Here is a 13,638-nt window from a genome sequence, read left to right on the forward strand (position 1 = left end):
GGGGGTGGAGCCATGCGAAGCGTAGTTCGGCACCTGTTCCTGGCCGTCGCGATCATGGCCTTGGCCATGGTCGGTTCGGGCGCGGCGAACACCATGATGATCGACCGATCTCCGCCCGGCGCGGATATCGGTACGGTCGCCTCCATCACGCCCTCCGCCGGCCGTACGGTCGGCATCGCGCATCCGGTGACCATCCGTTTCGACGCCGACGTGGCCGATCGCGCCGCCGCCGAACGGGCGGTATCGATCACCGCGGACAGGCCGTTGCCCGGCACCTTCGCCTGGGCCGGCGACCGGCAACTGACCTGGACTCCGACCGGCTACCTGCCCGCGAACGCCACCATCGGTGTGCGCTTCGGCGATCAGGTCCGCACCGAGTTCGCCACCAATGCCGGCGTCGTGGCCGACGCGGACATGTCGGCGCACACTTTCACCGTCAGCATCGGCGGTCAGGTGGTCCGGGTGATGCCCGCCTCGATGGGCAAGCCGGGCTGGGAGACTCCGACCGGGACCTTCCCGGTGCTGGAGAAGTTCCGCCACATCGTCTTCGATTCGCGCACCATCGGCATCCCGCTGGATTCGCCGGAGGGATACCTGATCGACGGCGAGTACGGCGTGCGCCTGACCTGGAGCGGCGTATTCGTCCATTCGGCGCCCTGGTCGGTCGACTCCCAGGGCTATGCCAACGTCAGCCACGGCTGCATCAACCTCGCCCCCGGCGACGCGGCCTGGTACTACGAGAACGTCGGCATCGGCGACCCGGTCACCACGCACTGGTGATTCCCGCACCGCGCACCGGGCGGGTCGCACGACCCGCCCGGGCGGGTGTCGTGAGCGTCCATCGCCCCGTCCGTCCAGTACAAATAGGTGGACCTGACGGAAGAACCTGACGAAGGTGGGGGCGTTATGGATCGACGGGACGATGCGCGCGGGGACCAAGCGCCGTCCGGCAGCGAAGCGAGCGGCGCGAAGGCCGACTATGTGGGCGAATGGGCCGACTGGATGTCGTCGCTGCCCGCGCCGAAGAAGATCCCGCCGGGCCGGCCCACACCACCCGGCCAGGACCCGCCCGTGCGCATCGGCCGCCGGGAACCGATCGAACGGCGCCGCGGCCTACGCCTCTGGGCCCCACCGCTGCTCGGCCTGCTCGGCGCCACAGCCCTGCTCGCGGCCGCGTACGTGCACTTCAGTGGGCCGAGCGGCGAGCCGGCGACCGCCAAGGCGCGTCCCGACATCGTGATTCCGGCACCGTCCGGCGATGCGGTCGCGTGTGCGCCGGAACGGGTGGGCAACCGGATCCAGGGCAATGCCGCCGGTGGGGACGATTCCGGGACCGCGGCCATCTTCGCCTTCCAGCACGCCTTCTACGTCGCGCGTTCCGGGGAGCAGGCCCGAACCGTCGTCGCTCCTGGTGCGGCGGTGCCGTCGGCGGCCGATATCCAGCGCGGCATCGATTCGGTGCCGGCGGGTACGACGCATTGCCTCGCGATCAGTCCGGGCGCGTTCGTCGGCCAGTACACGGTCGTCGTCACCGAATACCGGCCGCAGACCCAGCCGATCACCTACAACCCTCAGCTCGTCACCACCGCCGCGGTCGGCGGGCGCACGCTCATCACGGGGATCAGGCCCATCGCCTGAGCGCTGCCGGTACCCGGTCGACGCCGCCGAGTCCATCTCGCGGCGGCGGTACCGGTTGGCGCGAGCCGGGTGCCCCGGCATCCGACATGCGACCGACGACCCTGGTCAGGCCTCCGAGGGAGGAGCACACTCGCAGATATGACCAACATCGACGAAGTTCGGGTCCCCGAGCATCCGACGGTGCTGGCCGCGTTGCGGCTGGCCTGCCGGGCGCCGTCGGTGCACAACACCCAGCCCTGGCGCTGGGTCTTCGACGGAACCCGGCTCCACCTCTACGGCGACGGCCAACGCAGGCTGCACTCGGCCGATCCCCAGGGCAGGCAACTGGTGATCAGCTGCGGTGCGATGCTGCATCATGTGAGCATCGCGTTCGCCGCGCGCGGCTGGCACACCGACATCGCGCGGCTGCCCGACCCGGCGCACCGCGACCATCTGGCGACCCTCGAGTTCCGGCCCTGGCCGGATCCACCGCAGCGAACCTCTGCCCTCGCCCGTGCGATCGACCGGCGCCACACCGACCGGCTGCCGATGCTCGAACCACCGCACTGGGACGAGGTCGGCCCCAGGGTGCGCGCCCTGGTCTCGGCCTTCGACGTCGAATTCGACGAGCTCGACGATTCGGCGCGACCGCGCCTGGCCGCGGCCTCGGAACAGTCCTCGGCCCTGCGTCGTCACGATCCGCACTACCAGCACGAATTGCACTGGTGGGCAGGCAATATCGCCAACCTGGACGGCATTCCGGCCACGGCGCTCGCCTCGAACGCCGAGCTCGCGCAGGTCGGCGTCGGCCGCGATTTCCCGGCCGGGCCTCGCTCGCTGCGGCGCGGTGATCTCGACGATCATGCCCGGCTGGCGGTACTCAGCTGCACCGACGACGCTCCGCTGCCGTGGCTGCGCACCGGCGAGGCCCTGTCGGCCGTGTTGCTGGAATGCACCGCGGCCGGGCTGGCGACCTGTCCGCTGACCCACATCACCGAACTGCCGTCGAGCCGGCGCATCATCGCCGGGCTGATTCCACGACCGGCCGTCCCGCAGGTGGTGGTGCGCATCGGCGCCGCGCCCGACGAGCCGGAGCAGCCGCCCACCCCCAGACGCCCGGTCACCGAGTTCTTCACCGCCGGCCGCACGGCGCTCTGAGGAGCAGGCCATGTCCGCTGACAACGCCCCGGTGGTCGTCGGTGCCGATGGCTCCCGATCCGCTATCGGCGCGGTGCGCTGGGCCGCCGCCGACGCCGCCCGCCACGGCAGCCCGCTACATATCGTGTACGCGATCGGCGTGCCGATCGATGTGGGCCCGACCCTCGGCTACGCCCCCATCGACGCCGAGAGCTACCGCAAGGCCGGACAGGAAGCGCTGGCCGAAGCCCGCGAGATCGCCACCGCGGCCGCCGCGCCCATCGGTCCGATCGAGATCGAGACCGTCGTGCGGGAAGCCGCGCCCGTGCCGCTGCTGCGGGAACGCTCCACCACGGCCAGGATTCTGGTCGTCGGCACCCGTGGCCTCGGCGCGCTGCGGCGCGGGCTGCTCGGTTCGGTGAGCACCTCGCTGGCCCGGCACGCGCACTGCCCGGTCGCGGTGATCCCGGAACTCGCCGAGCGCACCGACGGTCCGGTGGTGGTCGGGACCGATTGTTCGCCGAGCAGCGTGCACGCCATCGCCGTCGCCTTCGACCAGGCCGCCCGCCGCGGTGCCGAGCTGGTGGCGGTGACGGCGTGGTCGGAGTTCTACCGCTACCTGTCCAGGGCCGAGCTCGCGGCCGAGGCCGAGTCGAAACTGTCCGACGCCCTGGCACCGTGGCGCACCCGCTACCCCGAGGTCGCGGTGCGCCAGGTCGTCGCCGAGGAGCGGCCCGCGCGCTTGCTGATCGACACCGCCGCCGACGCCCGACTGCTGGTGGTCGGCAGCCATGGACGCGGCGGGTTCGTCGGCATGACCCTCGGCTCGGTCGGCCAGGCGGTGCTGCACGCCGCCGAGTGCCCGGTGATCATCGCCCGTTCGGCCTCCTGAGCGGTACGGCCGGTGCCGTAGACGCGTGTGATTTCACGCAGGACACAGGCCACCGGCCGACGCCGCCTGCGGATCACTCACAGCGGGCACGACCGACGGCAGCTCGCCTTGTCCGACAACAGAATCCGGCTCATCCGAACGCATCGCCGCCGGCGCGGGATCACCCCATCGTCTCGCGCAGCGCGCGCCCGGTCGCCGATTCGGCGCAGGCCGCGAGCTGTTCGGGTGTGCCCTCGACGATGATGCGCCCGCCCCGGCGACCCGGACCCGGTCCGAGATCGACGATGCGGTCCGCGCGCCGGATGACCTCGAGGTTGTGTTCGATGACGACCACCGTGTCGCCCTTGCCGACCAGGGTGTCCAGCACCCCGAGCAGGGTGTCGATATCGGACAGGTGCAGGCCGGTGGTCGGCTCGTCGAGGATGTAGAGGGTGTGCTCGGCGCGGGCGGCCAGCTCCTTGGCGATCTTCAGGCGCTGGCATTCGCCGCCGGACAGGGTCGTCAGCGATTGGCCCAGCCGCAGGTAGCCGAGGCCGACGTCGGCGATATGGCCGAGAGCGGAGGTGATGGCGGGGGTGCTCAGACGTCGCAGCGCCTCGTCGACGGTGAGGTCGTCGATATCGGCGATCGACAGTCCGTCGACGCGGTAGCCGAGCACTTCCTCGGTGAACCGCCGGCCACCGCAGGTTTCGCAGACCACCTCCTGGCCGTCCATGAAGGCCAGATCGGTGTAGATCACCCCGAGCCCCTTGCAGGCCGGGCAGGCGCCGGCGGAGTTGGCGCTGAACAGCGCGGCGGGCACCGCGTTGTGGCGGGCGAACAGCTTGCGGATGGCAGGCGCGATTCCGGTGTAGGTGATCGGCGTCGAACGCCGGTTCGTGCTCACCGGGCGCTGGTCGACGACGGTGGCCGGATGCTGTGCGGCGAGTTCGGCGGCGAGGCTGGATTTGCCGGAACCGGCCACGCCGGTGAACACGGTGAGGACGCCGGTCGGGATGTCGACGTCGAGCCCGGCGAGGTTGTTGCGGGTGGCGTTCTCGATCCGGATCTTTCCCGCGGCGGTCCGTGGTGTTCGCGGTGTGCGCTGCTGCCGCAGGCCGCGCCCGGTCGGCGTGTCGGTGCGCAGCAGGTCGTCGAATCCTCCTTGGAACACCACGCGCCCGCCGTCGGTGCCCGCGCCCGGCCCGATCTCGACGATCTGATCGGCGATCCGCAGCACATCCGGATCGTGTTCGACCACGAGCACCGCATTGCCCTTGTCGCGCAATCGTTTCAGCAGTTCGGTCATCGCGCGCACGTCGTGCGGATGCAGTCCGATGGTCGGCTCGTCGAAGATGTACAGCATTTCGGTGAGGCTGCTGCCCAGATGGCGGATGGTTTTGATGCGCTGGGATTCCCCGCCGGACAGCGTCAGCGTCGGGCGCGACAGGGTCAGGTAGCCGAGTCCGATGGTGACCAGGGCGCCGAGTCGCTCGCGCAAGGCTTGCACCACGGGCCGCACAGCGGGTTCGCGCACTCCCGCGACGATCTCGACCAGCTCGTCGATCTCCATCCGCCCGAGTTCGACGATGGTGTGGCCGAGCACCGTGGCCGTGCGCGCCTCGGGTTTCAGCCGTTCGCCATCGCACTCCCGGCACCGTTCGGTACGCGTGAACCGCTGCACCACCGCCAGTTTGCGCTCCGACATCTCGTCGGCGGTGTGCAGGTAGATCCGCTCGAACCGTTCCACCACGCCCTCGTAGTCCTTGGGTGGACGGGTGCCGAGCCGCGCGGCCGCATCGCCGCCGTAGAGCAGGGCCTCGCGTTCGGCGGGTGTCCACTCGCGCAGCGGCGTCGCCGGATCGAAGGAGCCGATATCGGCGTACTGCTTGTACCAGAACTGTCCGTCGCCGAAACCCGGCAACAGGATCGCGCCCTGCTCCAGGGACTTGTCCAGGTCGAGCACCCGCTCCACATCGGTGGCGAGGGTCTCGCCCAATCCCGCGCACGCCGGGCACATGCCGGCGGGATCGTTGAAGGAGAAGTGGTTGGACTCCCCCACATACGGCTCGCTCACCCGGGAGAACAGCAACCTGAGGTAGGTGTAGGCGTCGGTGATGGTGCCGACGGTGGAGCGGGCGTTGCCGCCGAGGCGTTTCTGGTCGATCACCACCACCGGCGAGAGACCATCGATCGCGTCCACATCCGGCCTGCTCCAGCGCGGCAGACGGTTCCGCACGAACGGTGGATAGGTCTCGTTGAGCTGATAGCCGGCCTCGGCGGCGATGGTGTCGAACACCAGCGACGATTTGCCCGAACCGGACACCCCGGCGAAAACCACCAGCTGACCGCGCGGGATATCGATATCGACCTCGCGCAGGTTGTTGGTTCGTGCTGCCCGGATGCGGATCGCGCGCTCGGCTGCGGTAGCCGATCGAGTGGGTGCGGTAGCTGATCGAGTCACACTTCGACGGTAGGTCCAGATGCGGCCGGATCCTGACCGCAATTCGCGGACAATGGAAGTATGTCCGATACCACCGGCCGGATGCTGGAACTGCTGGCCACCTTGCAGACCGGCCGTCGCTACAGCGGCCGCGATCTGTCGGCCAGGCTGGGCGTGAGTGCCCGCACCCTGCGCCGCGATATCGATCGGCTGCGTGCCCACGGATACCCGGTCACCACCCAGCCGGGGCCTACGGGCTACTACCAGCTGGCCGCCGGGCGCACCCTGCCGCCGCTGGTGCTCGACGACGACGAGGCCGTCGCCACCCTCATCGCGCTGGCCCTGCTCGGCGCCACCGGCACCGACGATCCACCGGTCGATGGGCACACCGATATCGGCGCCGCCGCCGACCGGGCCTTCGGCAAGATCGACCAATTCCTGCCCACCCGGCTGCGCCTGCGCGCCGAAGCCGTGCGCGCATCGCTCGAGGCGGCTCCGCTCATCGCGCCCGCGGTCGACGCCGAATTGCTGGCGCTGCTCGGTGCCGCGGCCGGCGCGCGTGAACGCGTCAACTTCGACTACACCAACAAGTCCGGTGCCCGCACGGCCCGGCGGGTGGAACCGTATCGGCAGGTCAACCTGCATTTACGCTGGTATCTGCTGGCGTGGGACCTCGATCGTGACGACTGGCGGACTTTCCGGCTGGACCGGATCAGCAACGCCATGGCCACCGGCGCCCGTTTCACCGCGCGGCCGCTGCCGGCCGAATCCGGTCTCGCGTATCTGCGTGCCGGTCTCACCGCACGCCGTTACCGCGCGGTCGCCGTGGTGGACGCTCCCGCCGCCGCGATCCGCGACGCGCTGAAATTCCAGGACTGCGATATCGAGTCGCTGGGCTCGGACCGGTCACGGGTGATCACCCGAGTCGACTCGTTCGAATGGCTCGTGCTCCAACTCGCGCTCATCGGAGCGGATTTCGTCATCGAGGAACCCGACGAGTTCCGCGACCGTTGCCGCGACCTCGGCGAACGGCTACTGCGTGCGGCGGCACCGAAGGTCCGAGCGGCGCCCGAAGCGTGAGCAGCACCGTCGAGTCCGGACACCGCTCGGCGGCTTCCGCCACCGGAGCCAACGTGCGCGATGGCGCCTCCGGACGAGTAACCGGCGAACACCAGCGCGGCAACGTGAGCGCGAAACGTGAGTACCCCGGAATCGGACACCGCCCGATACAGCGGCATCACCCGACTCTCGGCAGCAACCGATAAAGCGGTGTCCCGAGCTGCTCGCGAGCGAATCCGCTCAGCGCGAGAGGAATTCGTCGATCACGCGCCAGGTGGTCTCCCGTGCGGCAGGCCCCGCCAGGATACCGAGGTGTCCACCGGGGACCTCTTCGAATCGCACCTCCGCGCCGGTGAGTACGTCGACTCCGGCGCGGGCGGCGGCCGCAGGCACGACCAGGTCGGTCCGGCTGCCCAGAATAAGGACCGGGCAGGTGAGTTTCGCGGTTTCCACGACCAGGTCCGAACGCAACCGGATGGTGCCGGTGACCAGCTCGTTGCGCAGGATGAACGACCGGTGGATCTGCCGGTAGAGCCGGCCCGGGTAGCCGGGCATCATCGCCATGAACCGGTCGATGGCCTCCATCCGGGCCAGCGCGTCTTCGTCGAGGATGTTGCGGGCCACGAACAGCGGACGCGTGAGCTCACGCTGGAAGGCCTGCACCCGGAATCCGGTGCGGACGATGTAGCTGGGGATGCCGCCGAACACCCTGGTCGCGAGGTCGACCTCGCGACCGCCGGTGACCGCGCCGAGGATCCGCAGCGGCGCCACCGTCACCGTCTTGCGCTGATCGAACGGCGGCGCGATGGCGGTGATGGAGGCGATCGGCAGATCCGCGTGCCCGGCGCCGGCCAGCACGGCGAGAATGCCGCCGAGCGACCAGCCGACGACGTCGACGCCCGCACCGTCGTGCTCCTGGCTGACCCGCCGGATCGCGGTCGGGACGATGTCGTGGGTCCACTCCTCCAGCCCGAGGTGGCGGTCGGCGTAGGTCATCTGGCCGTAGTCGATGACGTAGGGCTGCCTGCCGGTTTCCAGCAGGAACCGCACGAAGCTCTGCCCGTCGCGCAGATCGAAGCACGCAGGGGTCACCGCCAGCGGCGGCACCAGCAGCACCGGGCGCTGTGTGGACGGCTCGTCGCGATCGAACCGGCGCAGACAGCGGTGCGGTTCGTCGTAGACGACCGTCGACGGCGCCGGCGCGTACGGCTCGATGCCGTCACCGAACGACAGCGACCAGATATTGCGCGCAGCGCGCGGCAGATCCCCCACTAGCGACACCATGTGAGCCCCTCTACGCCTTTCAACCTCGGCAACGCGATAACTTACTATACGGTAAGTTAACCGTGGCTCTCAAATTGTGGCAGCGATCACTCGACTGCTCGGCCGGTCGGAGTACGCCGCGGTGAACCATCGGTCGGCCCGACACGCACCGCTTGCGACAACGGTCACACCACGGCACAGGCAACCGCCGGCGCGGGCGTCACGTAACCGCGCCACACCGGTGATTCCCGTTGACCCGCACCGGGGTCCACGCGTCGCTACCGTTGAACCATGTCTGCGGCAATCGATATCTCCGGCCTGGTCAAGACATTCGGCCGCACCCGTGCACTCGACGGGCTCGACCTCCACGTCACCACCGGTGAGGTGCACGGCTTCCTCGGCCCGAACGGCGCCGGCAAATCGACCACCATCCGGGTTCTGCTCGGACTGCTGCGCGCCGACAGCGGCACCGCGACACTACTGGGCGGTGATCCCTGGGAGCGCGCCGCTGAGCTGCACCGGCGGCTGGCGTATGTGCCCGGCGATGTGAACCTGTGGCCCAATCTCACCGGCGGCGAGGTGATCGACCTGATGGGCAAACTCCGCGGGGGCCTGGACGAGAAGCGCCGCGCAGAATTGCTGGAACGCTTCGATCTGGACCCGACCAAGAAGGGCCGCACCTACTCCAAGGGCAACCGGCAGAAGGTGGCGCTGGTGGCGGCCCTGGCCTCGGATGTCGAGCTGCTCATGCTCGACGAACCGACCTCAGGGCTCGACCCGCTCATGGAAGCGGTGTTCCAGGAATGCATCGACGAGGTGGTGAAACAACACGGCCGTACCGTCCTGCTGTCCAGCCATATCCTGGCCCAGGTCGAGGCGCTGTGCGATCGGGTGACGATCATCCGCCACGGCAAGGCCATCGAATCCGGCAGCCTGGCCGACCTGCGCCATCTCACCCGCACCTCCATCGCCTGCGAGACCGTCCGCCCGCCGACCGGCCTGGACGAGCTCACCGGCGTGCACGATCTGGTGGTGGAAGGCACTCGTGCCCGGTTCCAGGTCGATACGGTCGATCTGGACGCGGCCATCAGCCACCTCGCCGGCTTCGGGATTCGAACGCTCACCAGTCAGCCGCCCACGCTGGAAGAGCTGTTCCTGCGCCACTATGGTGACGAGCTCGCCGCCTCGGGGGTGCAAGAATCGTGACCACCGAGACGCTGACCGGCACCGGCATCCTCACCCGCTTCTTCCTGCGCCGGGAACGGATCGCGCTGATCTTCTGGCTGCTCGGCGGCACCTTCGTCTACTACTCGCAGGCCGTCGGCGTGGATCTCGCCTATCCGACCCAAGCCGATCTGGACCGAGTCGCGGCCAGCATGCAGGGCAACGCCGCCATGGTGGCCATGGCGGGCCCACCCCGGGTGCTCGACACCATCGGCGGCCAGGTGGCGTTCCAGGCCAGTGCTTTCGGCATGATCGTGGCCGGGTTGATGAGCATGTTCCTGGTGGGCAGGCATACCCGCGCCAACGAGGAGACCGGCCGCGACGAACTCATCCGGTCCGGTGTGGTCGGCAGGCATGCCGCCTTCACCGGCGCGACCCTCGTGGCCGTGCTGGCCAATCTGGTCTACGGCCTGGCGGTGGCGTTGAGCCTGATCTCCTACGGCCTGCCCGCGGCCGGGTCGATCGCGCTCGGTGTCGGCGCCACCTGCGCCGGCCTGGTGTTCATGGCGATCGCGCTGCTGGCGGCCCAGCTCACCGAGAGCACGCGCGCGGTCTACGGCATCACCGGTGCGGCGATCGCGGTCGCGTATGTGCTGCGCGCGGTCGGCGACGTGGGCAACGGGGTGCTCTCGTGGTTGTCGCCGCTGGGCTGGGGTCAGGCCATGCGTCCCTATGACGGCGAGGTCTGGTGGCCGGCGCTGCTCTCGCTCGCCATGGCCGTCGCGATCACGCTGGCGGCGCGGCGGGTGCTCGATCACCGCGATTTCGGCGCGGGCGTGCTGCCACCGCGGCCGGGTCCGGCGCGGGCAGGCGAATCATTGCGGAGCGCGTTCGGACTGGCGTGGCGGTTGCAGCGGGGATCGCTGATCGGCTGGTCGATCGGGATGCTGCTGGCCGGACTGGCTTTCGGATCGATCGGCGACGATGTGGGCGATCTGCTCGGCGATGTCGATCTCGCCGAGCTGCTGGGGCAGGACGTGGGCAGCCTGGTGGACGCCTTCTACGCCATGTCGGCGGGTCTGCTGGCGTTGATCGGTTCGGCCTACACGACCTCCGCGGGTCTGCGGCCGCGCGCGGAGGAGGCGGCCGGGCGGGTGGAGCCGCTGCTGTCCACCGATCTGCCGCGATTGCGCTGGCTGTCCGGGCATCTGGTGATCATGCTGGCCGGGTCGGCGGTGGTGCTGGCGCTCGGCGGGTTCGGCATGGGCCTGATGTACGGCGTGATGACCGGAGACATGTCGCAGCTGCTTCCGCTGCTGGGCGCGTCGCTGACCTATCTACCCGCGGTGTGGGTGCTGGGCGCAATCACGGTGGTGCTGTTCGGGTTTGTGCCACTGGCCACCGTGGGGGCCTGGATCGCACTGGCGTTCTGCTTCGTGGTGCTGATGTTCGGGGCGACGCTGAAATTCCCGGATTGGTTGATGAGCATCTCCCCCTTCGACAACATCCCGTTGGTGCCGGCCGTGGATTTCGCGCCGGGGCCGGTGCTGACCACCGCGGTCGTCGCACTGGTTCTGTGTGCGGTGGGCGCGTTGGGTTTCCGGCACCGGGATATCGAGACCAACTGATCCGTCATCGCAGATAGGCCCCGGGCCGCTTCCCGTCACCAACGGGAAGCGGCCCGGATCCTCACCGCACCGACAACGGCGGCGACGGCGGGAAGACCACCAGCATCGCGGCCAGCGCCCGGTGAAACGGTCCGGGACGCCAGCTCAGCTGATCGGCCGGCACCGCCAACCGCATCTCCGGCAGCACATCGAGCAGCTGGTCGATCGCGTCCTGCACCACCAGATACGCCACCGATTTGGCCGGGCACGCGTGCGGTCCGGCACTCCACGACAGATGTGACCGGTTGTCGAGGTAGCGGCCCGCGCTGACCTCGGGATCGTTGTTGCACCCGGTCATGCTGATCACCACCGGCTGATGCGCGGGCAGCCACACGCCGTCGATGAGGATCGGCTGGCGCGGATAGCTCACGCAGAAATTCGCCATCGGCGGGTCGGTGAACAACACCTCGTCGAGCGCGTCGCGGGTGGACAGGCTGCCGCCGAGCACGCTGCCCGCGAAGCGATCATCGGTCAGCATCAACAGTACGGTATTGACGATCAGGTTCTGTTGCGGCTCGATGCCCGCCCCGTAGAGCGTGACCAGCTGATGGATCATCTCTTCTTCGGTCAGGGCCGCCGGGTGGTTCAGCAGCCGGGTGGCGATATCGTCGCCGGGGTTCACCCGCTTATCGGCGACCAATTCCATGACCGCCTCGGTGATCATGGCATTGCCGCGCTCGGCGTCGATGCCGTCGAAGATCGCCTGCATGCCGGTGGCCACCCGCTGGCCCAGTTCGGCCGGGAATCCGAGGATTTCGTTGAGCACGGCGAAAGTGAGCGGGAACGCGTACTGACTGATCAGCTCCGCGGAGCCGGACTCGCAGAAGGTATTGATCAACGGGATGGCGATCTTTTCGACCGTGCTGTGCAGCGTGTGCAGATCCACGCCGTTGATGGCCTCGGTATAGGCCTGCCGGTACCGGGCATGCTCGGCGCCGGTACTACGCAACGCCTGCGGGCGCCACTCCAGCAGCGGCAGCACCGGGCAGTCCGACGGAATATCCTTCTGCCATACGCGCGGGTCGGCGGGGAAATGGTCCGGATCGTTGAGGATGCGCACCGCCGTGCGATATCCGATCACCAGGGTGGCGGGTACACCGGGCGCCAGTTCCACCGGGACCAAGGCGCCGTAGCGCTCGCGCATCTCCCGGTAGGCGCGGTGCGGATCGGCGGCGAATTCGGCCGCGTAGAGCGAGATACGAGGCCCGTCGGTATCCATCGGCATGGCGCGGGCGACGGGACAGGATCGGCCGGTGTCGGCGAGTTGGTGCATGGTCACGATACGAACTCCAGGTCTGACCTCGGCGAAGGCGGCCGGACGGTGCCGGGTCACCGTCGGGTCGTCGCCGTAGGGGCGGACTCGGGCGCGCCGCTGCGCCCGGATGCCCTGCCCACGAGAAAAACGATCGGCGAGTGCGGTGACGCCGTCCGGCTGTGCGCACAGCCGATGCGAAGTCCGCGGCCTCGCTGTCTGCTCCCGAACCGCGTTCGACAGCAGCGGTCTCACTTACCCTCCGCCCCCTTCGTGCGGGCAACTCCCGGTACCCGTTGTCCAGCTGAAGGCCCGACTGTACCGCCGCGACGCACGCCCCCGCGAGCGAACAGAAATACTCGTATTTCGTTGTGAGAGTTCACCAATCGACAGCTCACGCTCGGCAACCGGGGCGCGCGGCCACGTCGTTGCCAGCGCGAACGTCGCCGGCGCGAACCCCTGAACGCCGCCGCCCCGTCAGTGCGTGGGCAAGGGAGGCGATTTCGGGAATACCGCGGGCAGTGCCGACAGCGCACGATGGAACGGACCCGGCCGCCAGGTGAGCTGTTCGGCCGGGATCGCCAACGTCAGCTCGGGCAGCGCGTCCAGCAATTCATCGATCGCGTCGCACGCCACCAGATAGGCCACCGACCGCGCCGGGCAGGCGTGCGGTCCGGCGCTGAAGGCCAGATGCGAACGATTGTCGGCGTATTGCCCGTTGTTGATCGCCGGGTCGTTGTTGCAGCCGGTCATGCTGATCACCACCGGCTGATGCGCGGGCAACCACACGCCGTCGACCATGGTGGGCTGACGGGGATAGGTGCTGCAGAAGTTGGCCATCGGCGGGTCGGTGAACAACACCTCGTCGAGCGCGTCGCGCGTCGACAGGCTGCCATCGAGCACACTGCCGGCGAACCGGTCGTCGGTGAGCATCAGCCGCAGCGTATTGACGATCAGGTTCTGCAACGGCTCGATGCCCGCGCCGTAGAGCACCACCAACTGCTGCACCATTTCCGCGTCGGACAGGCGGGTCTCGTGACGCAACAACCGGGTGGTCAGGTCGTCGCCGGGCTCGCGGCGCTTGCGCTCGGTCAGCTCGGCCAGCGCCTGCTCCAGCATCGCATTGCCCTGTTCGGCGTCGATCCCTTCGAAGATCGCAGCCATT

General features: G+C 69.0%; 11 protein-coding genes. 7 read left to right on the top strand and 4 right to left on the bottom strand.

Going from position 1 to position 13,638, the window contains the following annotated elements; genetic code table 11:
- Positions 1-12 precede the first annotated feature (12 nt).
- The 4 genes from RJ05_RS14190 to RJ05_RS14205 all read left to right on the top strand — a co-directional run bounded on the left by RJ05_RS14190 (position 13) and on the right by RJ05_RS14205 (position 3,646).
- The gene (locus tag RJ05_RS14190) at positions 13-780 is read left to right on the top strand and encodes a L,D-transpeptidase (protein WP_036537642.1); all 768 of its coding nucleotides are present in this window, start codon (positions 13-15) and stop codon (positions 778-780) included.
- 126 nt (positions 781-906) lie between these two features.
- Positions 907-1,638: a DUF8176 domain-containing protein gene (locus tag RJ05_RS29370; protein ID WP_051016565.1), complete on the top strand. Its 732-nt coding sequence runs from the start codon at positions 907-909 to the stop codon at positions 1,636-1,638.
- A gap of 138 nt (positions 1,639-1,776) precedes the next feature.
- Complete coding sequence (locus tag RJ05_RS14200) at positions 1,777-2,775, top strand: Acg family FMN-binding oxidoreductase (protein WP_051016566.1); 999 nt, start codon at positions 1,777-1,779, stop codon at positions 2,773-2,775.
- Positions 2,776-2,785: 10 nt separating this feature from the next.
- Complete coding sequence (locus RJ05_RS14205) at positions 2,786-3,646, top strand: universal stress protein (protein ID WP_036537643.1); 861 nt, start codon at positions 2,786-2,788, stop codon at positions 3,644-3,646.
- Between the two features lie 160 nt (positions 3,647-3,806).
- On the opposite strand, the gene RJ05_RS14210 is transcribed toward RJ05_RS14205, so the two are convergent.
- A complete protein-coding gene (locus tag RJ05_RS14210; protein WP_051016567.1) occupies positions 3,807-6,089 on the bottom strand; it encodes an ATP-binding cassette domain-containing protein in 2,283 nt (760 codons plus the stop codon).
- Positions 6,090-6,149: 60 nt separating this feature from the next.
- Between RJ05_RS14210 and RJ05_RS14215 the strand changes: the two genes are divergently transcribed.
- The gene (locus tag RJ05_RS14215) at positions 6,150-7,148 is read left to right on the top strand and encodes a helix-turn-helix transcriptional regulator (RefSeq protein WP_036537645.1); all 999 of its coding nucleotides are present in this window, start codon (positions 6,150-6,152) and stop codon (positions 7,146-7,148) included.
- A gap of 219 nt (positions 7,149-7,367) precedes the next feature.
- Here RJ05_RS14215 and RJ05_RS14225 read toward each other — a convergent pair whose 3' ends face one another.
- Positions 7,368-8,411, bottom strand: a complete 1,044-nt coding sequence (locus RJ05_RS14225; protein ID WP_036537647.1) for an alpha/beta fold hydrolase — start codon at positions 8,409-8,411, stop codon at positions 7,368-7,370.
- A gap of 270 nt (positions 8,412-8,681) precedes the next feature.
- Between RJ05_RS14225 and RJ05_RS14230 the strand changes: the two genes are divergently transcribed.
- Both RJ05_RS14230 and RJ05_RS14235 read left to right on the top strand, forming a co-directional pair.
- Positions 8,682-9,596, top strand: coding sequence for an ABC transporter ATP-binding protein (locus RJ05_RS14230; RefSeq protein WP_036537648.1), 915 nt, complete (start codon positions 8,682-8,684; stop codon positions 9,594-9,596).
- On the top strand, positions 9,593-11,182 hold the full coding sequence (locus RJ05_RS14235; protein WP_051016568.1) for an ABC transporter permease: 1,590 nt from the start codon (positions 9,593-9,595) through the stop codon (positions 11,180-11,182). Before RJ05_RS14230 ends, RJ05_RS14235 begins: the two co-directional genes overlap by 4 nt.
- 61 nt (positions 11,183-11,243) lie before the next feature.
- Here the strand turns inward: RJ05_RS14235 and RJ05_RS14240 are convergent, their stop codons facing one another.
- Positions 11,244-12,494, bottom strand: a complete 1,251-nt coding sequence (locus RJ05_RS14240) for a cytochrome P450 (protein WP_036537661.1) — start codon at positions 12,492-12,494, stop codon at positions 11,244-11,246.
- 456 nt (positions 12,495-12,950) lie between these two features.
- A partial coding sequence (locus tag RJ05_RS31410) for a cytochrome P450 family protein (RefSeq protein ID WP_036537649.1) occupies positions 12,951-13,638 on the bottom strand: 688 nt, incomplete at its 5' end.

The organism is Nocardia cyriacigeorgica NBRC 100375 (genome assembly GCF_000308555.1).
Lineage (GTDB): Bacteria > Actinomycetota > Actinomycetes > Mycobacteriales > Mycobacteriaceae > Nocardia > Nocardia cyriacigeorgica.

Bases quoted from the DNA above. Each gene is read 5' to 3' on its own strand.
- RJ05_RS14200 (WP_051016566.1), top strand. From the start codon at position 1,777: ATGACCAACATCGACGAAGTTCGGGTCCCCGAGCATCCGACGGTGCTG.
- RJ05_RS14230 (WP_036537648.1), top strand. From the start codon at position 8,682: ATGTCTGCGGCAATCGATATCTCCGGCCTGGTCAAGACATTCGGCCGC.
- RJ05_RS29370 (WP_051016565.1), top strand. From the start codon at position 907: ATGGATCGACGGGACGATGCGCGCGGGGACCAAGCGCCGTCCGGCAGC.
- RJ05_RS14205 (WP_036537643.1), top strand. From the start codon at position 2,786: ATGTCCGCTGACAACGCCCCGGTGGTCGTCGGTGCCGATGGCTCCCGA.
- RJ05_RS14215 (WP_036537645.1), top strand. From the start codon at position 6,150: ATGTCCGATACCACCGGCCGGATGCTGGAACTGCTGGCCACCTTGCAG.
- RJ05_RS14225 (WP_036537647.1), bottom strand. From the start codon at position 8,411: ATGGTGTCGCTAGTGGGGGATCTGCCGCGCGCTGCGCGCAATATCTGG.
- RJ05_RS14240 (WP_036537661.1), bottom strand. From the start codon at position 12,494: ATGCACCAACTCGCCGACACCGGCCGATCCTGTCCCGTCGCCCGCGCC.
- RJ05_RS14190 (WP_036537642.1), top strand. From the start codon at position 13: ATGCGAAGCGTAGTTCGGCACCTGTTCCTGGCCGTCGCGATCATGGCC.